Source organism: Microcoleus sp. AT3-D2, assembly GCF_036705715.1.
In the GTDB taxonomy this organism is placed as follows: domain Bacteria; phylum Cyanobacteriota; class Cyanobacteriia; order Cyanobacteriales; family Microcoleaceae; genus Microcoleus.
Genome location: NZ_JAUBVE010000039.1, coordinates 1 through 26,276 on the forward strand (window position 1 = coordinate 1; position 26,276 = coordinate 26,276).

Below are 26,276 nucleotides of genomic sequence, written 5' to 3' on the forward strand. Positions count from 1 at the left end.
TGTAATTAACTCATAATTTTGCCGGAAATATCATTCTACTATGTATTTGTGTAATTAATTGTGTCTGACTACTTATCTAAAGCCGGCTATAATGTGGAGCAAACTCCGACAGTTAGTGGTCCCAAAAATCCGGACTACAGAATCGAAGGCAAAATTTTTGACTGCTATGCGCCAACTAATGCAAAACCTGGTCAGATCACCTCAAGATTGAGAGAAAAAGTTAAATTAGGTCAAGCTGACAGGTTTGTACTTAATCTTGATGATACAGAAGTGTCACTTGCAGATATACAGGCGAATCTTACGCAATATCCCCCAACAGAGATCCAAGAGATAATTTTTGTAAGAGGTGGAACCATCATCTATCATTGGCCATAAAACAATAGATTGTAGGAGTTAAAATGTCTACAGACTATGACTTGTATTTAGCAACTATTATGGAACCGTTCCACGCTTTACAGATAGTGTCGCAAGGATTTGAATTAGAGTGGGTCTCTGAACATTATGGACATTGTTTATTTGGTTCAGGAATGTTAGTAGGGGCCAATCATGTAATCGCTCTTCGTCAATCTATTCTTGAAGAATAATTTGGATTTGTACCAAAGATAACTATTTGGTTTCGACTCAATAGGAACGCAGATTTTGACAAAGCTCATCAGATTATGATCCGAGTAACCTTTGAGTTGCTGCGCCAGATATCTGAAGATGCAGTGCTGCTATTCAACGGTGAAAGTATATATAGTGCTTCAGAGGCTGGGAGGAAATCTGTTACTAAATGACGCATTTAACCCTTGGATTACAGAATTACTTCCTGAAGTGACACTGCCCTATGAAATCCGCAATATTCCATCTTTGTAATGTGCAATGAATGTGCGCTGTTTCTGATTGTCGATAGTTTGACCTGACTCGGGATCTCGCACACCGGGTACAACTTCCTTTGAGTCGAGAACCCCTTTTTAGCTGATTTTCTGGTTCGGGCGTGAGGGCTGATTAAACAAACGGGATTTCGAACTTTCGTATGACGGGCGTGAGGGCTGATTAAACAAACGGGATTTCGAACAAGCGGGTAGAACTTCCTTTGAGTCGAGAGCCCGTTTTTAAGTGATTTTCTGTTTCCCGGGAGCGGGATATCGAACTTTTGTATGACGCTCCGATTCCCATATAAATCAAAAATTGAGTGATTTTTAATACAATTGCGGACTCAACACTCGCTCGAACTCCTCAATTTTCGATGGGGATCTAAAATTCACCTAAAGTTCGACGCCCGATCGCAAGACCCTTCCTAAGATAGAAGTTAGGGGACGATCGACCTAAAAGCCGATATAGGGGCAAAGAAAGGTCAAGCACCTAAAAATCCCCAACTAGCGAGCCGCAAGACAGGGAGGAGATCGAAATCATGGTAAACGCGCCGACAGGGGAAACCCGTCTGGGTCCGACCGAGCAGGTACAAGCCTTAGACCGCGATTGCACAACCCTACTAAAGCCTGCTACAATGTGGAGCAAAATCCGATAGTTAGTGGTTCAAGAAATCCGGACTACAAAATCGAAGGCAGAGTGTTTGATTGCTACGCGCCAACTACTTCAACTCCGGCTAAGATGATCTCAAGATTGAAAGAAAAAAATTTTCAGGAGCAAGCCGACAGGTTTGTACTTAATCTTGATGATACTCAAGCGTCACTTGCAGATATACAGGCGCAACTTAATCGATATCCCTCACCAAAGCTCCAAGAGATAATTGTTGTAAGAGGTGGAATAATCCTCCATTTTTTCCCATAAAAGCATAGAGCGTAGAAAAAAAAATGGCTATAGATTATCTGTTCTATATAGCAACTATACTAGAACCATTCCAAGCTTTAGATATGGTATCTAAAGGATTTGAGTTAGAGTGGGCTTCTGAACCTTATGGACATTGTTTATTTGGTTCAGGAATGTTAGTAGGGGCCGATCATGCGCTCGATGTTCGTCAATCTCTTATTGAGGAAGAATTTGGATTTGTCCCGGATATATGTATTTGGTTTCGAATTAATTCGAACGCAGATCGTGAAAAAGCCGATCAGATTATGATCCAAGTAACCGTTGAGTTGCTGCGCCAGATATCTGAAGATGCAGTGCTGCTATTCAACGGTGAAAGTATAGTGCTTCAGAGGCTGGGAGGAAATCTGTTACTAAATGACGCATTTAACCCTTGGATTACAGAATTACTTCCTGAAGTGACACTGCCCTATGAAATCCGCAATCTTCCATCTTCGTAATGTGCAGTTTTGTGCGCGAGAATCATTGTCCATAGTTTGACCTGACTCGGGCGATCGTACACCGGGCACAACTTCCTTTGAGTCGATCGACTTTACAAGCGAGTTGTTTTGTGCGATCGCATGATTGTTGATAGTTTTATACCCCTCGGGCGATCGTACACAGGATACAATTTCCTTTCAGCCGATCGACTTTGCAGGAGAGCAATTTTGTGCAATCGAATTATTATCGATAGTTTGACAAGGAAGGGCGATCGACTTTGCCGCCGCCGATCGAACTGTGCGATCGATTCTGGGGGCGATCAAACTTTTGTAGGCGCCTTCGATCGGGCTCTCGATCCTGGGGGTGATAGTCGTATCCTCTCATTTTTGTGTCACATCCTTCAGGGGATATCAGCACGCACCCCTGCCTGGCGTGCGATGACACGGCACTAATTCTTGGATGAACACGGATCTCGCCCCAATCTAGGATACAACGAGGCAAGAAAACCCGCCCTAGCTTGTAAACTAGGGATAACAGAATACGCAGGAAAGATTTATGCCGTCGGAAAACCAAGACTTGCTCAAAACTCAAACACCTAACAGTCCAAAGTTGCCAGTTCCCTCAGACATTTTATTGAGCTTGGTCGCCTTACCCATGCTGGGCGGGTTGGTGGTGGCTAAAGCTGCTGCTGAGTTTGTTGCGTCGATCGGCGTTGAAAGCGAAGAAGTCTTTCGGGGCTCGCGCCTCCCCGTGCTCAACTTTCCTCAATCACAGGAATAGAAGGCCCAAGTCGGGATGCTGCAGCTAGAAGTTAATTTTTTTTACCCCGTCCAAAAACGGATACCAGCCCCCGACTTCTGTCGTGGAGAGATCAAAATTTTCGACCCTAGTTCAAGAGTCCAGATTCATGTTTGAAGTAAATCTCAAATCGTTCTACGCGATCGCGTCGAGTCGCGATCGCGTAGAACGTCTCACGCCGATCGTCTAAAATCTCAAATCGCAAATCAACGAACCTGAAAGCTTGACAATCGGTACAATCCGTGCAGTGAGAATTAATTTTTCCTTATACTTTGTAAATAAGTGCCTTTTACTTTCTACCTTGCAATAAGTTGTCTCAAATTTGACTGCAAACAAAAGTGTTTTAGGCGAAACTAAACAATACAATTTTCTTGACACCCGCAGCTATTGAGGAACAGCCCGATGAGTTCAGTCCTCCAGTCTTCAGAACAGGCTATTGATGCAACATCTATTTCCCCTTTTCCCGCTTACTCAAAATCAGACCTGTTTCTGCGAAATCGCCTCAAAGTAGTAGAGGACTTGTGGGAATCGGTGCTGCGACAGGAGTGCGGGCAGGAATTGGTGGATTTGCTCCAACAAATGCGATCGGTCAATTCCGCCGAGGGACAAGCCACTCACTTTCGCGAGTCGAATGTCGTACAGCTAATCGAAAAGCTCGATCTCAACGCTGCCATCCGCGCCGCTAGGGCTTTTGCACTGTATTTTCAGTTGATCAACATTGTCGAACAGCACTACGAACAGCGAGACCAACAGCTAGCTTACGCTAGCAGCAACGACGCTGGGGGGCGGATGTTTTCTAAGCTGCCAGGACAAGCAACGGATGCCCCCGATCGCCCCCGGCATAGGGAAGGCCCAAGCCCCACCCAAACAGCTTTTAGCAATGCAGACAGCAGTGAGACGATCGCCCGAGATGCCGGCACTTTTCACCAACTGTTCCCGATGCTGCTGCGCTTGAACGTGCCCAGCCAGCAAATCCAGCGCTTGATCGATCAGTTAGACATCCGCTTGGTATTCACCGCTCACCCGACAGAAATTGTCCGCCACACGATCCGCACCAAGCAGCGGCGAATGGCGAAGATTCTCCAACAGCTAGACCAAGTTGACGAGAAATTTCAGGTACTTGGGGCCGACTCTCAAAGCCCCTACCCGGTGTCTTGCTGGGAAGCGGCGGCTCTCCAAGAGCAACTGATGGAAGAAATTCGCCTCTGGTGGCGCACTGACGAACTGCACCAGTTCAAGCCGACTGTACTTGACGAGGTGGAGTACACTCTCCACTACTTCGATGAAGTTCTGTTTGATGCTATTCCCGAACTCTACCACCGATTAAAGCAAGCTCTGCACGCTTCTTATCCTTATCTGAAACCGCCGAGTTACAATTTTTGCAAGTTCGGTTCTTGGGTGGGATCGGACAGGGACGGCAATCCTTCTGTCACTCCGAAAGTTACTTGGCAAACGGCTTGCTATCAGCGCCACTTAGTGCTAGAAAAGTACATCAGCGCGGTGAAGCGGCTGAACGAACTTTTGAGTTTGTCGCTGCACTGGAGCGACGTACTGCCGGAATTGCTGGAATCTCTCGATCGCGATAAATCGGAATTCCCAGAGGTTTACGAGCAGTGGGCAATCCGCTACCGCCAAGAACCTTATCGATTGAAGCTGGCCTACGTGCTCCAGCGGCTGGAAAATACGCGCGATCGTAATTGGCGGCTCTACAAAGGAGACGAGTTGCAGCGGGAACGCGAAGCTTTGTCAGAACATCCCGGAATGACCGGCCTTTATCGATCGGGCGCTGAGTTTTTAGCCGAGCTGCAGCTCATCGATCACAATTTAGTGGAAACAGGTTTGAGCTGTCGAGACTTGGAAAATCTGCTCTGCCAAGTAGAAATTTACGGGTTTAATTTGGCTTACCTAGATATCCGCCAAGAGTCAACAGTACACTCGGATGCTTTGAGCGAAATTGCTGAATACTTGCAAATTTTGCCAAAGCCTTACAATCAAATGTCGGAATGCGATCGAATTATTTGGCTGGCAACGGAACTGCAAACTCGTCGCCCTTTAATTCCAGCAGAATTGCCATTTTCTCCCAAAACTTGCGAGACGATTAATACCTTCCGAATATTGCGACAAATGCAGCAGGAGTTTGGTCGGGAAATTTGCGAAACTTACATCATCAGCATGAGCCACGATGTCAGCGATTTGCTGGCGGTTTTGCTGTTAGCAAAAGAAGCGGGACTTTACGATCCGGCGACCGGAGTTAGCAGTATTCAAGTAGTTCCCCTGTTTGAAACGGTGGAAGATTTGAAAAAAGCGCCGGAAGTAATGCAAAAAATCTTTGATCTGCCGCTTTATCGCGCTTTGCTAGCAGGAGGATACGCGCAGGAAATAGCGGGAAAAAGCAAAGAAAATATCCAATGTCCAATCGAAACTCTCAAATTGCAAGAGGTGATGCTAGGCTATTCGGACAGCAATAAAGATTCTGGTTTTCTCAGCAGCAATTGGGAAATACACAAAGCTCAAAAGGCTTTGCAAATGGTTGCGGAAAAACACGGTGTGGAGTTGCGAATTTTTCACGGCCGAGGCGGTTCTGTAGGGCGCGGCGGCGGGCCTGCTTACAAGGCAATTTTGGCTCAGCCTGGAAAGAGTATTAGCGGGCGAATTAAGATTACCGAACAAGGCGAGGTTTTGGCTTCTAAATATTCTTTGCCGGAGTTGGCGCTTTACAATTTGGAAACTGTGGCGGCTGCGGTAATTCAAGCTAGTTTGCTGCACACGGGTTTTGATGGCATCGACCCTTGGAATGAGATTATGGAGGAGTTGTCGGTGAAATCGCGATCGCACTACCGCCATTTAATCTACGAACAGCCGGATTTAGTCGATTTCTTCCACCAAGTTACCCCGATTCAAGAAATCAGCCAGTTGCAAATTAGTTCTCGTCCGGCCCGGCGCGGGGGTAAAAAAGACATCAGCGGTTTGCGAGCAATTCCGTGGGTGTTTAGCTGGACTCAAAGCCGCTTTTTGCTGCCTTCTTGGTACGGTGTCGGCACAGCTTTGCAAGAGTTTTTGCTGGAGGAACCGGAAGAACACATGAAACTTTTGCAGTATTTCTACTTGAAATGGCCATTTTTTAGAATGGTAATTTCTAAGGTAGAAATGACTTTATCTAAGGTGGATTTGCAGATTGCAGAACACTACGTCCAGGAGTTAGCTTTGCCTGCTGATAAGGAGCGTTTTAAGGCTTTATTCGATCAAATTGCTGCCGAATTTCACTTGATTCGCGATTTGGTTTTAACGATTACCGGACACCAACGTTTGTTGGACGGAGATCCATCCCTGCAGCGATCGGTGCAGTTGCGAAATGCGACGATTGTGCCTTTGGGCTTGTTGCAGGTTTCGCTGCTGAAACGCTTGCGGCAGCATGGTAGTGGCGGGGTTCCGGGGGTGATTCACTCGCGTTACAGCAAGGGTGAATTGTTGCGGGGAGCTCTGCTGACGATTAATGGTATTGCTGCGGGGATGCGGAATACCGGCTAGGGAAATAGTTTTGAGTTTTGAATTAGTAGCAAGGTGCGCGATGGAGCACCTTGCTACTGGTAGTTTCAGAATTCGGGCGATCGCCCATTGTAGTCACAGCCATAGGAAACTGTTCGCTATCCTAGCTGAGATTTTTTTATGTCTAAACGGAAACAGTCTGAAGGTTGTCGCCCGATGCTGCGGCGCACTTTTTTATTTTTAACGGGCATAGCTTTGGCGCGGGTGGCGGCTGACTATTTTGCGATCGCCCAAAACCGAGATAGTTTCTTGACTTTCGCGGGTCAAGTGTGGCAAAAGTCACTCGCTTTTTTATCCAGTATACAATCAAATCAAACTCCTCAACCTCTCCCTAACAATCCCATCGTAAAATCGGGAAAAACCAATCAACCTCTGCCGAGTAATCCTATTGTAAAAGCGCCAGAAAGTTCTCCTGCTGCACAGCCGTCTCAACCTCAAATTATCAGACGTTCCGCTAAGCAAGCAAAACCCGTACAACTAGACCGCCAAAATGTAGCTGGCGCAAGTTTTTATCTCACAACTATTGACCTCGCAGACCCCGAAATTTATATCACAATTGGGTTAGCTAATAATGCAGGTTTTGCAAATACTTCTAAAGTCACGCGGGGTGATGAACCTTTTGAAAATATGGTGTCGCGTTACCGGGCTGCTGTTGTTGCTAACGGGACTTTTTTTGGTAAAGATGAGCAGAAATCTGTGCTGGGAAATATGGTGGCGGCGGGTAAGTTTATGAAATACAGCAGATGGGAAAATTACGGCACGACTTTGGGAATTAAAGCGGGAAATCAATTGGAAATGGTGACGGCTAGAACTGAAGGTAAGCCGGATTGGAGTCAATATTGGTTTTCTCTGACTTGCGGGCCGAGATTGGTTAAAGGGGGGAAAGTTTGGCTGTCTCCTTTATCGGAAGGTTTTAAAGATGCTGGTGTTTTGGGCGTGGGTTCGAGAACGGCGATCGGCTTTCCGGCTTCCGCAGATAAGTTATTTTTGGTGACTTTCTTTGACAGTTTGTCTTTGGAAGCAGAAGCTAAAGTTATGCAGGCGATGGCGTCCCGCCCCGCAAGCTACGGCTGTTTTGAAGCGATGAATTTGGACGGGGGCGCTTCGGTGGGTTTGGCTCATCAAGGGCAGATTTTATTGCCGCCGGGACGGAATTTGACGAATGTGCTGGTGGTTTACGATCGCGATAATCCGGCTCCTGCTCAATTAAAACAGTCTTGGAAACGCTTTCAAAAGGGATCTCGACCTTCCCCCAATCCGTCCGTTTTTTTTGATTGAATTCACAATTGATATAATATTAAGTAAGCTTTTGCAGGCAAAGATTATGACAGCAACAAGAGAAAAAATCTGGACAGTAGAAGAATATCACCGCATGATTGAAGCTGGGATTCTCAATGAAGATGATAACATTGAACTGTTAGATGGAAGAATTGTTGAAATGAGTCCCCAAACACCCATCCATGCTGCTACCACTCAACGCAGCGATCGATATCTACAACATTTGCTAAGAGATTTAGCAGCAATTCGCGTGCAGTTGCCAATTACTTTAGCAACTTCGGAACCGGAACCAGATATAGCAGTTGTTTGTATCGATCCGGGTGCTTATCGCGACCATCACCCAAATCCTAGCGAAATCTTGCTGTTAATTGAAGTTTCTTACGCGACATTACAAATTGACCGCCGGGAAAAAGCTCCGATTTATGCTAGAGCAAATATCCCTGAATATTGGATTTTAGATGTAGCTGCGCGCGAGGCATATATTTACCGGAATCCTGCACCGGGAGGCTATCAATCTGAGATAGTTGTTGCAGATAATGCTGTGATGAGAATGCTAGCTTTTCCTGAGATTGAAATTAGTTTTTCCGAACTGTTTTTGCCTGTTTAGTTTGTGTTTTACAGCAACCAAATATGAACAACAAATTTACTTCGAGCCAATCTCAAACTGACTCGCAACGCCTCAATGCCATAAGCGATCGAGATATTGATTTATCTGATTGCCCTGAAATTACGCCTAAAATGTTTGCGCTTAGCAGTAGTTCGGCGAGGTTTGCCCAACCCTCAGACTAAAGCTCAACTCACCTTACGCATAGACAGTGATGTTTTGGAGTGGTTTAAACCTCAAGGTCGTGGTAAGATAGAAAAATGAATTCAATGGCGTTTTATGTCAAATCTTGAATTATTAGACCAACTTCGGCAGTTATCCCCTGCCGAGAAGTTTCAAATGATGCAATTTTTAATGGCTGAATTGGCGAAAGAAGAAATGTTAAAGCCATTGGATAATGGCGCGGGTTATCGTGTTTGGTCGCCTTATGATTATGGTGATGCTGCCCAGAAACTAATGAGTTTATTAGAACAAGAAGAAACGAAAGAAAATGCGAAATTCTAAACGATTTTCTTTTATCGAACGAAGGAATCAAGCAGGAGAAACTAATTTTTTTCCCTGTGTACCCATAACTTTAAGCTATCGGGATTGTATTTCGGAGACTTTGGGTTTGTTGGATACGGGATCGAGTCTTAATGTTTTACCGTACCATGTTGGTTTAGCGTTGGGAGCTGTTTGGGAGGAGCAAACGCTTTCAATTCCGTTAGCAGGTAATCTTGCGCCAGTGGAAGCAAGGGGTTTAGCTGTTGTGGGACAAATTAGCGATTTTCCACCTGTTCGTTTGGCTTTTGCTTGGGCTAAATCTAACGAGCCGCCTATTATTTTAGGCCAGTTAAACTTTTTTATGGAGTTTGATGTCTGTTTTTATCGTTCACAGTTGGCGTTTGAAGTGTGTCCTAAATTTAGGGATAGTTAAGATTATGAATATGATAAAATGGTGGGTTGCAGCATAGATATGGGAAAATCTTAATTTTTTTGAGTCGAGATTGACACTACGCTCTGCAAGTAAACTCCGCTCAGAATTACATAATTACAATGACTTTCCGTGGGCCTAAAATCTCTTCATCCGCCTTAGCGCGATACACCCACAACTTAATCAGCTCGCATAACCTCCCTACTCAATAGTTTGTGATTCAATCCTGCATTCCTTACGGAGAGTTTTCCCACTCGGCGGTAAGCTTGCGGAAATTGTATTGAGATGCGCCGGGGTGACAAGTAACGCAACTGCTGATATTTGCGGGTTGTGGCAGTTTTACTTTGGGGTGCAGAGCTTTGAAATAGCGAGAACTGGCGACTCGGTAGGCGATTTCTTCGTCTTTGGCTTGGGGACGGGAAAAAGTTTGCAGGTAGTTCCACACTAGGATGCGGGGTGGGTCTACTAGCAGTTTGATGGTTTGTCCGTAGTGTTGGGAATCTTGCAGCAATCTGCGCCAAGTTTCTGTAGGTAATACTTGTGGCGGTAAAGCGATGTGACAGGTGGCGCAGTTTTCTAGGTACAGTTGCTGTCCGAGTTGGTAGCGTTCGGGAATGCGATCGACAGTTCCAGTATCCTCGATCGAAGACACCTGAGCAAGTCGCGCGGGAGTGCGAGAGTAGGCAGTCTGAGCTGCAACCCATCCGCCGCAGGTACAGCAGATAATTATCAACACTAGCAACGTTGAGTAAAGCCCCCGCAAGCCTACTCTGCGACGTTTGCGGGGTTTTTCCTGTTTCATAATTCTGAATTTATTTTTGGTTAAATTACTGGTATGCTCATGCCTTCGCGGGCTAAGCAGCTATTGGCGAACGCTGCCTGCACCTCTGCTTCTGTACGATCGAGAAAATTGTCGTCGTGGCCCGGATCATGGTGAAACATCACGATTTTTTTGACTCCAGCAGCTTTGGCTATTTCTACTCCTGCTTGCCAAGTCGAGTGTCCCCACCCGACTTTTGGGGTTTTGAAATCGTAATACTCTTCGTTGGTGTAGTTGGCGTCGTAAATCAGCACGTCGGCGTTGCGAGCTAGGTGTAACACGTTGTCGTCGAGGCGATCGGGAAAATGTTCTGTATCGGTGCAGTAGACGGCTGTGTGTCCCTCCCAGGTGACTCGATATCCGATCGCGGTGTTGGGATGGTTCAGCAGTGCCGTTTCTATTTTCACATCGTCGAGTTCGAGAATATCCCCAGGGGTCAAATCGTTGAATTTGAGGTCGGACTGCATGACTTGGATGGGGACGGGAAAATTGGGGTGCACCATTTGGTCAGCAAGACGGTGTTTGATGGTAGTGCCGTTGGGGGCGATCGCACCGTAAATGTGAAAGCAGTTCCCTGGGATAAAGGCGGGAGTAAAGAACGGAAAGCCTTGAATGTGATCCCAGTGAGTATGACTGAAAAACATATGGGCTTCCACCGGCATTTGCCGCAGCAGATTGAGGCCTAGAACTCGCAGACCGGTGCCGCCGTCAAAAATCAGGCGTTTTTTGCCCAAGCGCATTTCTACGCAAGAGGTGTTGCCTCCGTAGCGAATTGTTTTGGTGCCGGGGGTGGCGATGCTGCCCCGCACGCCCCAAAACTGAACGACAAACTCGGTCAAAGGACTACTTTCCATTGTGGCTTTGCCATCGGAAGGCTGTGGATTGGGTAGAGAGGGTGCGGAATCTGGCATTTTTTTTAGTTTGGGCGGCAGGAACTTGGGAGTTGAAATCTTAGTTTTTACTTTCTAGTTTTTAGCAATCTGTACTATAATAAAGCGCTTTATCGGGAAACCATCCGAGTGCGGAACACTTGGGCTGTTAGAATCCTAAACCGTACCGGTTGGTGTAGAAGATGTCACGCTTGAGAGATTATTTTTTGCACCCTGCGGGCTGCCCGGCGTTTTCTGTGTTCTGAGATTAAGATAGCGCCGAACAAGAGTTTTAGGGTAAAATTTCCTCAAACGTAAAAGCATTCCCTAGGGGTAGAATTTGCGCTTAATCTTACTCTATGAGTAGTATTTTTTTCAAGATTGGGGCCGGGGCGGGGTTTTGAGGAATGCCGTTCCGGTGACTCGGCATTCACGACTGATTTGACATTCTAGCTACCCGTTCCTCGACTGCATCCCTAGACGTGCAGCGGTCGCCTTATGTTCGACCTCCTGAGTTTTTGTCGGGTTGCAGTCGAGGAGTGCGGGCTAGGGGCTTATTTGCGATCGGCTGCGATGCACTTTTCCACTAAGGGCATGACTTGATCAACATCTTGCCAACCCAGAATTTCCGTGACTTTTTTCTCCAAATTTTTGTAGGTTCTAAAAAATTCGGCTATTTCGTCCAAGCGGTGGGGTGCTACGTCTTTGAGGGACTTATAGTGAGCATAGCGGGGGTCTTTGTCGGGAACGCACAAAAGTTTCTCGTCCCTGTCGCCTCCGTCGATCATTTCTAGCATTCCGATCGGACGGGCTACGATAATGCACCCTGGAAATGTGGGCTCATCCATCATTACCATGCCGTCGAGGGGGTCGCCATCATCGGCTAAGGTATTGGGTATGAAGCCGTAGTCGCACGGATATTGGACTGAGGAAGAAAGCACCCGATCGAGAGCAAAGGCTTGCAAGTCTTTATCAAATTCGTACTTGTTTTTGCTACCGGCGGTAATTTCGATGAGGACGTTGAGCAGTCCTGGTTTCGGCTGTGCCGGAATTAGCGATAAGTCCACAACAATATCTCCAAGTTAACAGATGATTGGGATGAGTGCTACTTGCCAAATCCCTTTGATAGCATTTTACGGGCGATCGGGGCCGACGGTTGCATGAGATTGACCGAAAGCCCAGGAGTGCGATCGGCGTGGCACAATTTGAGGATGAGGGTTGTGGGGTCTCTCGCCTGCGTGGCAAATACACTGGACGGGCGGGACCCATCCCACAGGTTGAGGGCGCAATGCTTTGTTTTGGCGATCGGGAGATATTTTTCTATCTAGGGTTCAGTTGCTTTACTAAGTAAATGGACAGAATTAATTACACACGGATTCTTTGCTAGACAAGGCTTGTAGCCCATAGTTTTGTGTAATTAATTGTGTCCTACTACTTATATTTCAAAGTTGTTTTAATTTTCAATCCCAACCACTGGCTAAGTTCTGTTGCTAACCAATCGATTTCTGATTCGCTTAGTCCACCATATAGTCCACCTAGTTCATATTTTCGGCTGCCCGCTTGAATAATCAACTGAGTAACTCTGTATGATTTATGTTGCCGATCAAGCGTAGTCTCAATTTCCAACTGGCAAATTTGCTTTCTGGAGGCTGGGTTGGTACAATTCCATCTCCACTTCAGCAGATGGCTGGTATAGGAGATTTGCTGCCGATCGATTCTGAGACGCAATTCCCGAAATAATGCAAATATAAAAATTGCTCCTACCCCAGGTAATATTATTCCTGGTATTAAAATATTTAATACTTCTAGTGTGACATGAATCCAAAGATAGGGCGAATGTATCTTTAAATAATAGATTTTTATCACTTCAAGGTAAATAGACCAGAATAAGAATACACTCAGACTCACCGCACCAGAAAACAGGGTAATTAAACCAAAACCGAGTCCCTGTGGCGGAATTACAATTTCTATAAACTCAGAAGTTTTTGTGAGTTTAATCTTGCTGCCTGGTAGCTGTTCCGCCCTAGGGTTTTTGTTGATAATGCGGGGATTTTCGAGCGATCGCAATGCTTCCCCAGCCGAAGATAACCGTTTGTCCAAACTCGGTTCTGTCATCCACTCCAGCCAATCAATTAAATTAGAATTGAGTGGGGCTGCCCGATCGGCAAATTGAATTTTCAAATCCTGCTGCGACAAATCAGTGGGATGCAAACCTATTACCAAATAAATTAAAGTTGCACCTAAACCGTAGAGATCGGAAGCCGGAACCGAGCGCCCGCCAAATTGTTCCGGTGCCATATATCCGTAAGTTCCCACTACTGTAATTGTGCCGCCAAATTTGGCAGCTTGGTTCTGCACCGAACCGAAATCAACTAAATAAACTTGTCCGACCGAGTGACCGGATCTGCTGTGCAGTAAAATATTGCTGGGTTTAAGATCGCGGTGAATAACAGGTGGCTCTTGCTGGTGCAAATAAATCAAAATTTCTAACAGCGATTTAGCTAATTCTTTCATCTCGCTTTCGCTAAAAGTACGCCCCGACCGCAAATGCTGTTCCAAAGTTTTACCTTCTACATAAGTCTGTACCAGGGCAAATCCTTTACTTTCAGGTTCGTCAATTTCCAGGTAGTCGAGGTAGCGAGGAATTGCTGGGTGAGAAAGTGCTTTTAAAGTTTCCGCTTCTCGTTCAAATAGCTTGAGGTCTTGCCATTCAAAATCGCTACCGAGGAATAGCTGTTTGATCGCAACTAATTTTTGAGTTTGCAAATCACGAGCTAGCAGTGTTTGGCGACCAGTTTGTTTTCCCAGTTCTCGCTGCACTTCGTAGCGTTCTGCTAATATTTTACCACTCATATTTTTGTACCTTAATTTTAATTAAAGGTTAGATCGGAACCCAGAAACCGGGTTTTTAGGAAAATACTTCGTTGCCACCTCCAGATTCGCCAAAAACCCGGTTTCTGAAAGTCGGAGTGCGTAAGTCCTATCTCAATTTTAGATTACCGTTCGCATGCTTTTTGATAGAACCTGGCAATATACTTGCTGATTGCTCCCATTGACAGTCCTGCAATTAGCGACGGTGCAAACACGAAGACAACATAATCACTGGAATCCTCTAGCTCCTTCAGATCCATCATCAGAAAGAAGGCGATGCTTATCGAGGTACAGAATACGATACTAATTGCATTTACAACCTGCTGGTGAAGTTTGGGATTAGTTGGGGTAAAAAACCACAAGCGCGTCACAATTCCTACGATTATTCCGTTTCCAAACCCCAGCAGCAAGAACAGAATGGACGGAATTTCGAGGCTTTTGCCGAAAAAAGTTATCCCCATGAACACAAAAAGAAAGGTGCTGTAAATTCCTACCCAAGTTCCTACAGCTAGAGGTCCTGCCAAAGTGCTGAAAAAGAGCGCCGTCGGGAACAAGGCCGTATCCACCGTTTCTACTTGTCTCAATGGCAGGGAATATTTATTTATTTGCTGTTTATTTATTTGCTGTGGTTTGTCTAGAACTTCTTTTGCTATTTGGACTGAGGCTGGACGGCGCTCTAAACTGGGATGGGTCAGCCACTTCAGCCAATTGGTAAAAGCGGGACTTAGTTGGGTGAATTGCTCGAATTCGATCTGCAAATCTTTCTGCGGCAAATCGGCCGGATGCTGCTTGGTAACTAAAGCGATTAATGTTGCTCCCAAGCCGTACAAATCCGAAGCTGGAACGGCTCTCCCGCCAAATTGTTCGGGCGGCATATAGCCATACGTGCCGACAACTGTGACTGTTTTCCCTTGTTGGGTTGCTAGGGTTTGAACTGCACCGAAATCAACTAGGTAGACTTCGCCGACGCTGTTGCCCGATCGATTCTTGAGTAAAATATTGCTGGGTTTAATGTCGCGGTGAATGACGGGGGGCTGTCGCTGGTGCAGATAGGCGAGGATGTCTAATAATGCTGTGGCTAATTGTTTGACTTCTCTTTCGCTGAAGGTGCGGCCGTCTGAGAGATATTCTTGTAGGGATTTGGCTGCGATGTAAGTCTGAACTAGGGCGAATCCTTTGCGCTTGGGCGTGTCGATTTCAAAGGAGTCGAGATATCGGGGAATTGCGGGATGGGATAGGGATTTTAAGGTTTCGACTTCTCGCTGGAACAGTTTTAAGTCTTCCCAGTTAAAGTCGCTGCTGAATGACAGGAGTTTGACTACTACTTGCTGTTGGGTTTTTAAGTCGCGGGCGAGTAAGGTTTGTCTTCCTGCTTGCTTGCCGAGCCGCCGATCGCACTGATAGCGATCGGCTAATATTTCTTTTGACAAATCGCCGATGTTTTCTCCGCTCATCTTCTCTTGCCCTAGAACCGATTAAACCTAGTGTAGTTGACAAAAGTGCAATAATCGGAAATGTTTGGGCTAGGGCAAAAAAAATTTTATGTCAAATAGCAACCGCCTTTAAAAGCCAGCTTTCTCGCACAATCAAGAAGCGCCTGAGTTAAGCTGGAATTTAATTTTGGATTTGCTTATAAATTGACTGCACTACGTCGAGCAGGCTCAAGACTTGCTGCCATTCGGGGGCATCGGGGTTGTAGCTTTTGGCGCGCTGAGTTTTCAAACTGTGGTGCAAGAGGGAAAGCAGCGCGTCTGGAGACTGTAAGGAATTGTCCTCTTCATCTGCTGGGGTTTGGGCTGCATTTTCTTCGATGTCTTCTTTAATCTTTTGTGCTCGATCGGCGAGGGCTAAAGATCGGCCTGCCAGGTTTTCCGGCATTTTGGGCTGTTCGGACAAAGACGCGCTGGTTAGTTCTACCAATAGTTGACAGACTCGATCGACCCATTCGTGATCGTTTACTGAAAAGGAACCTGATTTGAACACTTGCCCGTCAGGTCTTTGTTGAATGGTTTGTACCTTCTGGATCAGAGGAATAGCCTTAACAGTGATATTTTCCGGGATTCTGGGGATATCTGACAGGGAGCTCCGAGCAATCTCCAGCAATAGTTGGTAAACCTGATCTACCCACTCAACATCTCCCGATTGCGAATTCCAATTATTCATAACTGACGCTAGTGGTTTTCTATATCTAAGACTAGAACATTGACTATCTGCGAAGGAAGCTCTTTTTAGGAGCCACTAACGCTATTAAGACTTAGGCGGACGGGGTGATAAACCCGGTTTTTGAGCGGATGTTTCGTCGCCTTTCTCCAAGATTTTTCTCAGAAACCGGGTAACGCTGCCGCCAGTCATAACTATTTTTAAGCGCTTCAAATAATAGAAGTGCTAAGTTTGTTGCGGTAGGTAGTGCGAAGGAAACACGTAGGGCGAAACCCCCGCATCTCGCTTGCAAATTCAAATCCCGTTATATAACCATAATACCTGTTGGAGCTTATTTACAATTACCTCAATAGGATATTAAGGTTAATTGGTGGTGGGATGGGAGGCGCACCCCCGATCGCGATCGCCCCCGCCCCGAACCTTGACGCTACCGCCCGCATTTGCTGTGGGCTACTGCTATTTTTCTGTGAGATTCCACACACCATCCCAGTTGAGTACGTCTGAAAACCCATGTTGAAATAACATACAGCGATCGACGTGCAATTTAGCTGCCTTGTTTTTCGGGTCAACTTCCAGAACGGCGTTAAATTCGCGTTCAGCGTCTTTAAAGGCTTGCTTGGCTTTTGGTTCTAAGGCTTTCTTAAACTCGCTCAGCAGTTTTTTCACCCGATCGAGTCCCAGGTTTTCAAATTCCTCATCTAACATTTCTGCAACTGTCTCGCAGGCTCGACTTTTAATTTTCGCCTGCAATAGCTGCCTGATCTCTGCGGGTTTCAACCGCTTGATTTGGGGATTTGATGGTTCTAAGATGTCTGCTTCCAACAGCTTTTTGACTTCGCCTTCTTGCAAGTATTTAATATCGTCTGCTGATAGGGGCTTGATTTTTGCTTGCAGCAGCATTTTGGCTTCGTCTTCCGAGAGGTTTTTGATGCCTTCCAATTTCAGCAGTTGGATTTCTGGCTGCAACAGTACGATGAGTTTGTCTGCTTCGGACAGGTTTTTCGGGTCGTACTCTGACAGCTTTTTCAGTTGATATAACAGGTTTTTGAGTTCGTGTTCCAACTGTTGCTCTAAATTGTAGGAAAGTTTCTTAATCTCTGCCTCCGGCATTTCGGCGACATCCTTTAAGATGTTTTTCACCTCACTTTCTGAGAGTCTTTGGCTGACTGGAGATTTGTAATGTTCGCGCCCCTTCGTGTAATGTTCTATAATTTGTTGCTGTGTTTCGGTTAGTGACTTGCCCACTGGCGAGTATCCCTCGCGGATGCCGACGAGTTCGTAAACGATTACGGGTTCGCTTTTGCCTTTGACAGTAATAAAGTCGAGTTCTCGCACGTACAGCCGATCGGCATAATCTCTGTAAGTATTGTCGCTGATGATCAAGTCGGTGCCGTACTGCTTGCTAGCGCCTTCTAAGCGAGAGGCGAGGTTAACGCCGTCTCCGATCGAAGTCAATTCCATGCGTTTGCTACTACCGATGTTGCCGCTGACAACTTCATCGGAATGTACGCCCATACCAATGCCGATCTCCAATTCCCCATTTGCCTTACGCTCTTGATTGAACTGGGCCAGTTTTTCCCGCATTTTCACCGCCGTTTGCATAGCGCACCAAGCATGATCCTCTAGGGGCGCTGGAGAACCAAAAACTGCCATCAGAGCGTCACCGATGTATTTGTCGAGAGTCCCTCCGTACTCGAATACGACATCTACCATCACTTCAAAATATTTATTCAGCATCACTACCACTTCTTCGGCTTGCAATTTTTCCGTAAGTGTGGTGTAGCTGCGAATGTCTGAGAACAGCACCGAAACGTTTTTGCGCTTACCGCCCAATCCAGTATCTCCTGAAGCTAACAAAGCTTCGGCTACTTCTGGAGTCATGTAACGGTACATCAAGTTTTTGATTTGCTTGGCGCTGCTAATATCTTCCATGACGACTAACGCGCCGTTGACCTTGTTGGGGTCGGTAGCGTCAGTCATTGAATTAATCGAGAGATTGATACTCTGCCCTTCTCCTTCCAAGGTAAGCAAAACTTGATCGGGGTAATACTGCTGGCGGTCCTTATCGTCTTCGGGAGACAAAGAAGCGTCAAACCATTTGGCAAAATCGCCTTTTTCTAACTTAATTAACTCGCGCAAAGATTGACCTTCGGCTAATTCGGCATCGCTGACACCCAGTAATTTTTTGGCACTGGGATTGGTCGCTACTATATTGCCTTTTTTATCTGTAGAAATCACGCCGTTAGTCAAGGCGTGCAGCATATCTTTTTGTCTTTGTTCTTGCTGTTTGACTTCTGCAAACAGTTTGGCGTTTTGCAGCGCCACTCCTGCTTGGATGTTAAACGCCTTCATAAATTCCATGTCGTTGCGATTGAAACTCGCTTTCCACTGTTCGGGGGCGTGAGGCCAATCTTGGGGGTTGTAGGGGGGGAATTCTCCTTGTCGTTTTTTATTAACTAATTGGGTGACGCCAATCAATTTTTTGTCCGAGTTAAAGACTGGCATACAAAGCATACTGCAAGTGCGGTAGCCAGACTTTTGATCTACTTGTTTGGAAGTGGCGGCGCGGGGGTCGTCGTACACGTCAAAGGGAATCAGCAGTGGTTCGCTAGATTGGGCGACGATGCCTGCAAAACCGGCGGTTCTGGGTATGCGAATTTCTTTCAAGTTGCCGGCCATCGGGATTTTCGTCCACAGTTCGTCTTTCTCTTCGTCGATCAGCCACAGGGTGCTGCGATCGGCGTTCATGAGTTCTTGGGCTTGATCCATCACCCTTTTTAGGGTATCTTCTAAGTCTAAACTGCTCTGAGAAAGAGCGTTGACGGCATTCATCAGCGCCGTTGCTGCTCGTTGTCTCTGAGTTGCTGCGTAGAAAGATTTGGAAGATTCTAGAATTAGGCGAATCGAGGGAGCAAATTCTTTAAAAACTTGTTCGTCTTCTTTCGTAAATCCGTGCCTGTCTATTTGTTCGTCTAAAGTCGGGTATTTTTCGTGGTTTGGTCTTAGTTTATTAATCAGTTGAACAACTGCTACTAACTCTTTTGTGTCTTCATTAATCAGGGGCATTGCCAGCATTGTATAAGTGCGGTAGCCCGTTTTTTCATCAGTTTTTTTGGCGTTAGCCGATCGTTCGTCGTTGTAAAAATCGTAAGGGATATTAACCACTTTTTGGAACGTGGCTACTTCTCCTGCAATGCCCACGTGGGCCGGAACTCGGATTTCTAGGTTTTTGCCATTTTCGTCTTTAGCGACGATCGCCCAGAGTTCATTTTTTTCGTCGTCTAATAAAAATATCGTGCTGCGATCGGCATTCAGCAATTCCCCTGTTTTGAGGGTAATCGACTGCAACATCTCGTTGAGGATGGCATCAAATCCCTCGCTCTCCAGGATATTGTCGAGCATTCCCAGGGTTTGATTGACAACCTTAAGTTTGTCTTCTACTTCCTTAACTACTACTGTGAAACTTTGCTTATTTAGAAGGTCAAGAATGCCAGAGAGGTTTCCTTGGCGCGGGATAATTGCACTGCTCCTAATTTCCGGGGGAGAATAATGTTCCTGATGATTTTCACCGCCGACAACAGCGACATCAATCACGTTGTCCAGAGAAGAGTAATTGGTGGAAGATGCAGATTTCATAGACCTTTACAGAAGCTTAAGTGTAAGGGTTAGTCTCTAAGCCAAGAGAGCGGGGAAGTTGATTAGTGAGTCACCTGTCGCACAAGACTCAAGTATGTGTGAAAGTATTTCCCAGTTTACAGAACTCCGGCCACAAGGCAAGGGAAATTCAGTTGACCTTGCTGCTGAACGGAGGGTGGGCGAGTAACGAGGCTGTGGGAATGCTGCAATCTTTTTAGAGAATGCGAATCTTGTTTAACTAATAAGAGCGCGAGAACATAAGTCCCACTCGCTCCACGGTACTCCGTTCAGCGTCGGGTAACAGGTCGTCTCGCCGCTTGTTGAGTGGGGTTCGATGCCCCCGAAACAACCATTTACCGCGCTCTGTTCGTGGTAGAATATCGCGATGTTGACCATGAATTACACTTACCGAATCTATCCAGATGCCATTCAAGAGACTGAGCTGCTTGAATGGGCTGAGACGTGCCGAGGCGTATATAACTATGCTCTGCGCGAACTCAAAGACTGGCTTGCTTCACGTAAGTGCATAATTGATCGGTGTTCTTTGGAACGGGAATACATTATCAGTGCATCTGAGCCGTTCCCGTCCTATCACCGACAGCAAAACAACCTGCCCAAAGCAAAAAAGTTGATTCCCCGCTTGGGTGAGGTTCATTCTCAGGTGTTGCAAACTACGATTCGCAGACTGCATGACACTTGGGAAGCTTTTCAAAAGCGTGGACTTGGATTTCCCCGCTTCAAGAAGTTTGGTCAATTCAAATCGTTTGTGTTCCCTCAATTCAAAGTCAACCCAATTGAAAGCAATTTCATCAAGCTGCCTAAGATTGGGGCGATTCGGATCAACCTGCACCGTCCAATTCCAGATGGATTTGTGGTGAAGCAGGTTCGGGTATTGTCCAAGGTTCGAGGAACACAATGGTATGTCGTGGTCACGATTGAATCGAGCGTATCTATCCCAGATGCCCCCGTTTATGGTCGAGCCATTGGAATTGACTTGGGATTGGAGCGATTCTTGACCGCTTCGGATGGCAGATTCCAGGAACGTCCAAAGTTCTTTCGGTCTATGCAAAGCAAGCTGAAATTGCTGCAACGCACAGCCTCTAAGAAAAAGAAGCGTTCTAAAAACTGGGAGAAGGCGCAAATCGAAGTTGCCAGAATGCACAATCGAATTGCAAACCGTCGAAAGGATTTTCACCTCAAAACGGCTCATAAACTCTGCGATCAAGCTCAAACTATTTTTGCCGAAGACCTCAATGTCAAAGGGTTGACTAGAGGGATGTTGCGTAAAGATTGTGTTGATGCTGCATTTGGACAGTTTCTCTCTTTGGCGGAATGGGTGTGCTGGAAGCGTGGGGTGTACTTTGCTAAGATCAACCCAAATGGAACCAGCCAAACCTGTCCAGCTTGTTTTGCCACTGTCAAGAAAGACTTGAGTGTAAGAGAGCATCATTGTCCTGAGTGTGGGTATCAAACACATAGAGATCATGCAGCAGCAGAAATGGTCTTGAGTCGTGGACTAGAGAATATAAGTACCCAGGGACTCTGGGGAAAGGAAACGGTCTGCCAAGTCGGGCTATCGGGGGTCTATGACCTAGATAAGTGGCGTGGGGCAGAAATACCCAAGAGCGATCTTGGGAAGCCCGCGCTGTATGCGTAGCATCAGCGTCGGGAGTATGTCACATGGTTTATTAACTGATTTTGACATTGTGGGTGCCTGGTTTAACTATGTTCTGCCGAGCTTTGAGCCGATCGCCCCCAGTAACATGAATGCGTACTGGCGGGAGGACTGCTGAAAGAGGGGTGGCCTTGTGGGACTAGCCGCAATTGTGACACTACCAGTTGCTAGTGATGTGTGCCCTTCTCTACACAATTGTGGTTTTTAACGAGAATTTCTCTCTATTTTGCTGCTCTTAGCTTTCATCCCACTAAATTCACAGGGTTTTCAGCTTTTTTTTGTAAAATTTGCAGTTGATATTTTTAGTGTAACCTCCGACTCTGAAAAAACTCCGCCTTTTAACCCCCCGATCAGCTTGAGGGTCTGCTTAGGGTTTGGCCGACTGAGTTTGGCGCAATCCGGCGGCTTCGACAAGCAGGGATTCGGCGAAGGCGATGGCTTCTGTTGCTGAGCGGCCACTGGCGAGTTGGGCGAGTTCTTCCCGCCGCTGCTCACTGTTGAGGGCGGCAACTCTGACTACTGTACGTTCGACTGGTTCGGAGTTGGCTGCGGGTTCCTCGATACTTGGTTCTGCTTCGATCGTCTGTTTGTTGACGCGAAAATGAAAATCAGCCATGGCGGCGATCAGCGGCTGGTGGGTGACGCAGAGAACTTGGTGTTTGTCGGAAAGTTGGTAGAGTTTTTTGGCGATCGCCCCGGCGACTCTCCCGGAGACTCCGGCGTCGATTTCGTCAAAAATCAGCGTACCGGCACTTTCTATTTGGGAAAAACAGGCTTTGATGGCGAGTAGAAAGCGGCTCATTTCTCCCCCGGAGGCGATCGCGCCCAGGGGTTGCAGAGGTTCACCCGGATTCGGGCTGAAACAAAAGGCGATTTGGTCGGCACCGGTAGCGGTTGGGGTACAAGGCGATATCTCGACTTGAAATTGCACTTTTTCCATTGCTAACGGCTTAAGTTCTCCTACCAGGTGCGTTTCTAGTTTGAGGGCTGCTTCGCGCCGCAGGGTAGTGAGGTGGCTGCAAGCGTCTTTTAATTGCTCTAAAGCAGTCTGATATGCGAGTTCTAAGGCTTCCATTGACTCGCCTCCTTCTAAAAGTTCATTTAGTTCGTTTTGAATGCTTTGGTAGTAGGCGATCGCTTCTTTGAGCGGCCCGTATTTGCGACAAATTTGTTTGAGTTCGCGAATCCGATCTTCTACTTCTTCGAGTCTTTCGGGATCTGCTTCTAATTGTTCGCCGTAGCTGCTAATTTGCCGGCTGGCTTCTGTGGCTTGAGCTAAAGCATCGCTGACCATTTCTAGGATTGGTTGCAACTGCACATCGTAAACCGCCATGTCGCTTAAAATTCCTTCGGCTTTGCTCAACAAGTCGGCGGCGGATGCGCTGTCGCCCTCGTTTTGGTACAGGGCTTGGTGGACTTGGTAACTTTGCTGCTGCAATTCGACGACGTGGCCTAGCCGGATTGATTCGTGTTCTAGCTGTTCAAGTTCGTCGGCGTCTTCGATATGGGCTTCGCCGAGTTCTCGGACTTGGTATTCTAACAAATCAAGTCTTTGCAGTCGCTGCTGTTCCGACTGACGCCTGCGTTTGAGGGCGGTTTTGGCGCTGTTGGCTCCCAGCCACGCGGAGGCGATGATCGATCGCGCTTCAGTGAGCTTTTTGCCGCCGTATAAATCGAGCCATTCTCGCTGGAGGGTTTCTTGTCCCAGGTGGACGGTTTGGCCTTGGGCGGTAATTTCCACAAGCCGATCGCGCAGTTGATCCATTAACTGGCGGTTGACGAGAATTCCGTTCAAGCGGGATCTGGTGCGTAGAGCACCGCTCGATGCGTTAATTTCCCGGCTGCAAACGGCTAAATTTCCGTCTATGGGTTCGATTTCTTGCTCGCCCAGCCACAAAGCTGCAGCTTTGTCCAATTCAAAGGTAGCTTCCAATATTGCCCGCGCTGCTCCGGTGCGAATCGATCGGCGATCGACTTTCCCGCCCAACACTGCATCGATCGCATCTAGGATAATCGATTTACCAGCGCCGGTTTCCCCTGTAAATACGTTCAAACTCGGGCCAAATTCTAGATCCAGGCAGTCAATTAAGGCAAAGTTTTCTATTCTGAGGGATATTAACATAGGGGATTAGGAATTGGGAATTGGGAATTGGGAATTGGGCATCGGGCATCGGGCATCGGGCATTGGCTCCTCCACTATCGGGCGCGTCGAATTTCCCTAGTCCAATTTTCATTTTTAATTAGAATACTTTTGATTTTGCCATTATTGATGGAGTCTCAACCTTAATGCAAAATAAATTTCTGTTTCCCATTGCTCTATTAAGTGTTGTCTTGATTGGAGCTTTTGGGTGGAATCTGCACCAAGACAAACAGCGAGTCCATGAATTAACCCTGGCGACTGGAACGAAAAGCGGGAATTATTATCCTTTCGGGCAGGCAATTGCTGAGGTAGTTACGCAACAAAATCCGCGTCTACGAATTCGAGTTATTGAGACTCAAGGTGCTGAGGAAAATATGCGTCGGCTTCAGGCAAATGAGGTTCAGTTAGCGATCGTGCAGAACAATACAGAGGGAGGGCCTTCTGCAAGGGTAGTGGCTGCTTTGTTTAAGGAGGTTTTTCACTTAATTGTTTCGGAAAAGTCTGGCATTCAAAATGTTGCTGATTTACAGGGAAAAAATATTGCGTTGATGGCTGAAGGCAGCGGTTCTTATACTTCTTTTTGGTTGATTAGCAAACATTACGGTTTGAAAGAAAGCGATTTTAAGTTTACTGCTGGCTCTTGGGATGACGCTACTAAGTTGTTTGCTAACGGCGAGGTTGATGCTATTTTTAGGGTGCTACCTCCGGGGAGCAATGTTGTTAGCGATTTGTTGCAGAATACCCGGGGCAAGTTGGTGCCGATTGACCAAGGAGCTGCGATGAGAATTCAAGTACCTTATCTGGAAGCTGATGTGATTCCTAAAGGTACTTACAAGGCAGATCCTGCGGTTCCCGATGCGGATTTACCCAGCGTTGGAGTGCAGGCTAATCTGCTGGCTGGGGAGGAGCTAGATCCGATAATCGTCAAGGAAATTACGCGAATTTTGTTCGAGCACCGTCGCAACTTGGTAGCTGCTAATTCGCTGGGAGCTATGATTAGTCAGCCGGGAGGCAGTGGGAGTTTGTCTTTGCCCGTTCATGAGGGGGCTCAGGCTTATTACGATCGCGAAAAGCCGGATTTTGTTGCTGCTAATTCTGATGCTATCGGTTTGTTTTTGTCCATCGGCACTCTTTTGGCTTCTTGGCTTTGGCAGTTGCGATCGCGCTTTTTGCAAAAACAAAAAAATCGAGCTGATAAATTTAATTTGGAGATTTTAAGTTTGATCAAACAAATTCGCCAAGCGAAAGCTTTGGAAGAAATCGATCGGTTGCAGGCAGAGTTATTTGATATTTTTAATCAAGTGATTGTGGATTTGGATGAAGATCGGATTGATTCTGAATCTTTCCATTCTTTTACTTTTACTTGGGAAACTGGGATTAAGATTGCAAGCGAGCGAGAAAAAATGCTGCGGAATGTGCATTTTGTTTCCAATAGTTTAGAATCTGATGCCACTCTTATCAAAGATCGGGAGATTTAATTTCTATTCTTCGTTGGCACTTGGGCTTGAGTGCCGGGAGGTTCGTAGTTGCGATCTTTGCGCCCCAAAGTTTGTAGTTGAAATTAATTCCTAAAGCGCAACTACAAACGGAATGGCTGCGTAATTCAACAATTTCTACTCCTTTGAGCCGATGAAGCCTAAGTGTTTCCAAGCAGCGGCTGTGGCAATTCTGCCCCGACTTGTTCGCTGCAAAAATCCAATTTGCATTAAGTACGGTTCGTATACATCCTCAATTGTTTGAGTGTCTTCTCCTGTGGAAGCTGCGAGAGTTTCTAAACCCACCGGGCCGCCGTTAAAGTTTTCGATCATTGCTGTCAAAAGGCATCGATCTGTCCAATCCAAACCAAGCGGATCGACGTTGAACAGTTCTAGGGCGACTGATGCAATTTCGGCATTAATTGGCTTTAAATTTTTGACTTCGCTGTAGTCTCTAACTCGTCGCAGCAAGCGGTTAGCGATCCGGGGAGTTCCGCGAGCTCGGCGGGCAATTTCTGCGGCTCCTTCTGGGGTGATTTGAGTGTCGAGAACTTGGGCACTTCTTTGGACAATTAGACTAAGTTCGTCTATTTCGTAGTAGCGCAATCTTTGGATCAAGCCGAAGCGATCGCGCAATGGAGATGTCAGCGATCCAACTTTTGTGGTTGCTCCTACTAAGGTAAAGGGTTTGAGGGGAATGCTGCGGATTTTGGCGCTTTTGCCTTGACCGATCGTAATATCTAACCGACAGTCTTCCATCGCCGGATAGAGGATTTCTTCTGTAACTTTAGATAAGCGGTGAATTTCGTCGATAAACAGCACGTCGCCTGCTTTGAGGTTGATCAACAATCCGACAATATCTCGCGGTTTTTCTAAAGCTGGGGCGGTGGTGATTTTGCATTCAACTTCCATTTCGGCTGCTAGAATTAGCGACATTGTGGTTTTTCCCAACCCTGGAGGCCCGTAGAGTAACAGGTGATCCATAGGTTCGCCGCGAGATTTGGCTGCTGCAATTGCGATCGCCAAAACTTCTCTCAAGTCTTTTTGCCCGATGTATTCAGCTAAACGCTGGGGTCGGATTTTGTCGTCTTGTTTGCTGTTGATTTCGTCGGGTAACTCTTGCGCTTCTACCAGAGATTCCGGCTGGGGTTTGACGGCTTTTTTGCGGGGAACCCTGGCTGGTGCTATGTCTTCGGGTAGATTTTGGTCGGAGGGCTGTTGTTTGGAGGAGATAATAGCCATATTTATCTGCGAGCAGGCAG

Annotated in this window: 24 protein-coding genes and 1 pseudogene; 16 read left to right on the forward strand and 9 right to left on the reverse strand. The window is 46.6% G+C overall.

Annotated elements, in window-relative coordinates; translation table 11 throughout:
* Positions 1-60: 60 nt before the first annotated feature.
* The 14 genes and pseudogenes from QUB44_RS17105 to QUB44_RS17160 all read left to right on the forward strand — a co-directional run bounded on the left by QUB44_RS17105 (position 61) and on the right by QUB44_RS17160 (position 9,371).
* Positions 61-375: a CdiA C-terminal domain-containing protein gene (locus tag QUB44_RS17105; protein WP_333369543.1), complete on the forward strand. Its 315-nt coding sequence runs from the start codon at positions 61-63 to the stop codon at positions 373-375.
* Positions 376-599: 224 nt separating this feature from the next.
* A pseudogene (locus QUB44_RS31195) lies at positions 600-776 on the forward strand (SitI3 family protein); the annotation flags it as partial.
* A 715-nt stretch (positions 777-1,491) separates the two neighbouring features.
* Entirely contained in the window at positions 1,492-1,773 is a 282-nt protein-coding gene (locus QUB44_RS31200; protein ID WP_445299457.1) for a CdiA C-terminal domain-containing protein, read from the forward strand.
* 23 nt (positions 1,774-1,796) lie between these two features.
* The gene (locus QUB44_RS17110; protein ID WP_106333563.1) at positions 1,797-2,249 is read left to right on the forward strand and encodes a SitI3 family protein; all 453 of its coding nucleotides are present in this window, start codon (positions 1,797-1,799) and stop codon (positions 2,247-2,249) included.
* Positions 2,250-2,369: 120 nt separating this feature from the next.
* The gene (locus QUB44_RS17115; RefSeq protein ID WP_333369544.1) at positions 2,370-2,681 is read left to right on the forward strand and encodes a hypothetical protein; all 312 of its coding nucleotides are present in this window, start codon (positions 2,370-2,372) and stop codon (positions 2,679-2,681) included.
* A 103-nt stretch (positions 2,682-2,784) separates the two neighbouring features.
* Positions 2,785-3,009 (forward strand): hypothetical protein, encoded by a 225-nt coding sequence (locus tag QUB44_RS17120; protein WP_333369546.1) that lies wholly within the window; start codon positions 2,785-2,787, stop codon positions 3,007-3,009.
* 82 nt (positions 3,010-3,091) lie between these two features.
* The gene (locus QUB44_RS17125) at positions 3,092-3,217 is read left to right on the forward strand and encodes a hypothetical protein (protein ID WP_333369548.1); all 126 of its coding nucleotides are present in this window, start codon (positions 3,092-3,094) and stop codon (positions 3,215-3,217) included.
* 212 nt (positions 3,218-3,429) lie between these two features.
* Entirely contained in the window at positions 3,430-6,555 is a 3,126-nt protein-coding gene (gene ppc, locus QUB44_RS17130; RefSeq protein WP_333369550.1) for a phosphoenolpyruvate carboxylase, read from the forward strand.
* A gap of 138 nt (positions 6,556-6,693) precedes the next feature.
* Positions 6,694-7,851, forward strand: a complete 1,158-nt coding sequence (locus QUB44_RS17135; protein ID WP_333369551.1) for a phosphodiester glycosidase family protein — start codon at positions 6,694-6,696, stop codon at positions 7,849-7,851.
* A 46-nt stretch (positions 7,852-7,897) separates the two neighbouring features.
* Positions 7,898-8,458 (forward strand): Uma2 family endonuclease, encoded by a 561-nt coding sequence (locus tag QUB44_RS17140; protein WP_333369552.1) that lies wholly within the window; start codon positions 7,898-7,900, stop codon positions 8,456-8,458.
* Positions 8,459-8,481: 23 nt separating this feature from the next.
* A complete protein-coding gene (locus tag QUB44_RS17145; protein WP_333369582.1) occupies positions 8,482-8,640 on the forward strand; it encodes a hypothetical protein in 159 nt (52 codons plus the stop codon).
* Entirely contained in the window at positions 8,621-8,719 is a 99-nt protein-coding gene (locus QUB44_RS17150; protein ID WP_333101671.1) for a BrnA antitoxin family protein, read from the forward strand. Before QUB44_RS17145 ends, QUB44_RS17150 begins: the two co-directional genes overlap by 20 nt.
* 15 nt (positions 8,720-8,734) lie before the next feature.
* Positions 8,735-8,959, forward strand: a complete 225-nt coding sequence (locus QUB44_RS17155; RefSeq protein WP_333312909.1) for a hypothetical protein — start codon at positions 8,735-8,737, stop codon at positions 8,957-8,959.
* Entirely contained in the window at positions 8,946-9,371 is a 426-nt protein-coding gene (locus tag QUB44_RS17160) for a hypothetical protein (protein ID WP_333141183.1), read from the forward strand. Before QUB44_RS17155 ends, QUB44_RS17160 begins: the two co-directional genes overlap by 14 nt.
* 232 nt (positions 9,372-9,603) lie before the next feature.
* Here QUB44_RS17160 and QUB44_RS17165 read toward each other — a convergent pair whose 3' ends face one another.
* From QUB44_RS17165 to QUB44_RS17195, 7 genes are all read right to left on the reverse strand, one after another.
* Complete coding sequence (locus tag QUB44_RS17165; RefSeq protein ID WP_333369553.1) at positions 9,604-10,170, reverse strand: diheme cytochrome C; 567 nt, start codon at positions 10,168-10,170, stop codon at positions 9,604-9,606.
* 20 nt (positions 10,171-10,190) lie between these two features.
* On the reverse strand, positions 10,191-11,099 hold the full coding sequence (locus QUB44_RS17170) for an MBL fold metallo-hydrolase (RefSeq protein ID WP_333369554.1): 909 nt from the start codon (positions 11,097-11,099) through the stop codon (positions 10,191-10,193).
* Between the two features lie 512 nt (positions 11,100-11,611).
* Positions 11,612-12,124 (reverse strand): inorganic diphosphatase, encoded by a 513-nt coding sequence (locus QUB44_RS17175; protein ID WP_333165423.1) that lies wholly within the window; start codon positions 12,122-12,124, stop codon positions 11,612-11,614.
* 364 nt (positions 12,125-12,488) lie between these two features.
* A complete protein-coding gene (locus QUB44_RS17180) occupies positions 12,489-13,910 on the reverse strand; it encodes a serine/threonine-protein kinase (protein WP_333369555.1) in 1,422 nt (473 codons plus the stop codon).
* A gap of 143 nt (positions 13,911-14,053) precedes the next feature.
* Positions 14,054-15,382, reverse strand: a complete 1,329-nt coding sequence (locus QUB44_RS17185; protein WP_333369556.1) for a serine/threonine-protein kinase — start codon at positions 15,380-15,382, stop codon at positions 14,054-14,056.
* A gap of 160 nt (positions 15,383-15,542) precedes the next feature.
* On the reverse strand, positions 15,543-16,091 hold the full coding sequence (locus tag QUB44_RS17190) for an inorganic pyrophosphatase (protein ID WP_333053499.1): 549 nt from the start codon (positions 16,089-16,091) through the stop codon (positions 15,543-15,545).
* A 453-nt stretch (positions 16,092-16,544) separates the two neighbouring features.
* On the reverse strand, positions 16,545-19,724 hold the full coding sequence (locus tag QUB44_RS17195; protein WP_333369557.1) for a GAF domain-containing protein: 3,180 nt from the start codon (positions 19,722-19,724) through the stop codon (positions 16,545-16,547).
* Positions 19,725-20,118: 394 nt separating this feature from the next.
* Here QUB44_RS17195 and QUB44_RS17200 point away from each other — a divergent pair, with 394 nt between their 5' ends.
* On the forward strand, positions 20,119-21,381 hold the full coding sequence (locus QUB44_RS17200) for a transposase (RefSeq protein ID WP_333369558.1): 1,263 nt from the start codon (positions 20,119-20,121) through the stop codon (positions 21,379-21,381).
* 385 nt (positions 21,382-21,766) lie between these two features.
* On the opposite strand, the gene recN is transcribed toward QUB44_RS17200, so the two are convergent.
* Positions 21,767-23,521: a DNA repair protein RecN gene (gene recN / locus QUB44_RS17205; protein ID WP_333369559.1), complete on the reverse strand. Its 1,755-nt coding sequence runs from the start codon at positions 23,519-23,521 to the stop codon at positions 21,767-21,769.
* A 164-nt stretch (positions 23,522-23,685) separates the two neighbouring features.
* On the opposite strand from recN, the gene QUB44_RS17210 reads away from it, so the two are divergent.
* Complete coding sequence (locus QUB44_RS17210) at positions 23,686-25,017, forward strand: TAXI family TRAP transporter solute-binding subunit (protein ID WP_333369560.1); 1,332 nt, start codon at positions 23,686-23,688, stop codon at positions 25,015-25,017.
* Positions 25,018-25,152: 135 nt separating this feature from the next.
* On the opposite strand, the gene ruvB is transcribed toward QUB44_RS17210, so the two are convergent.
* Positions 25,153-26,256: a Holliday junction branch migration DNA helicase RuvB gene (gene ruvB / locus QUB44_RS17215; RefSeq protein WP_333369561.1), complete on the reverse strand. Its 1,104-nt coding sequence runs from the start codon at positions 26,254-26,256 to the stop codon at positions 25,153-25,155.
* Positions 26,257-26,276: the final 20 nt, after the last annotated feature.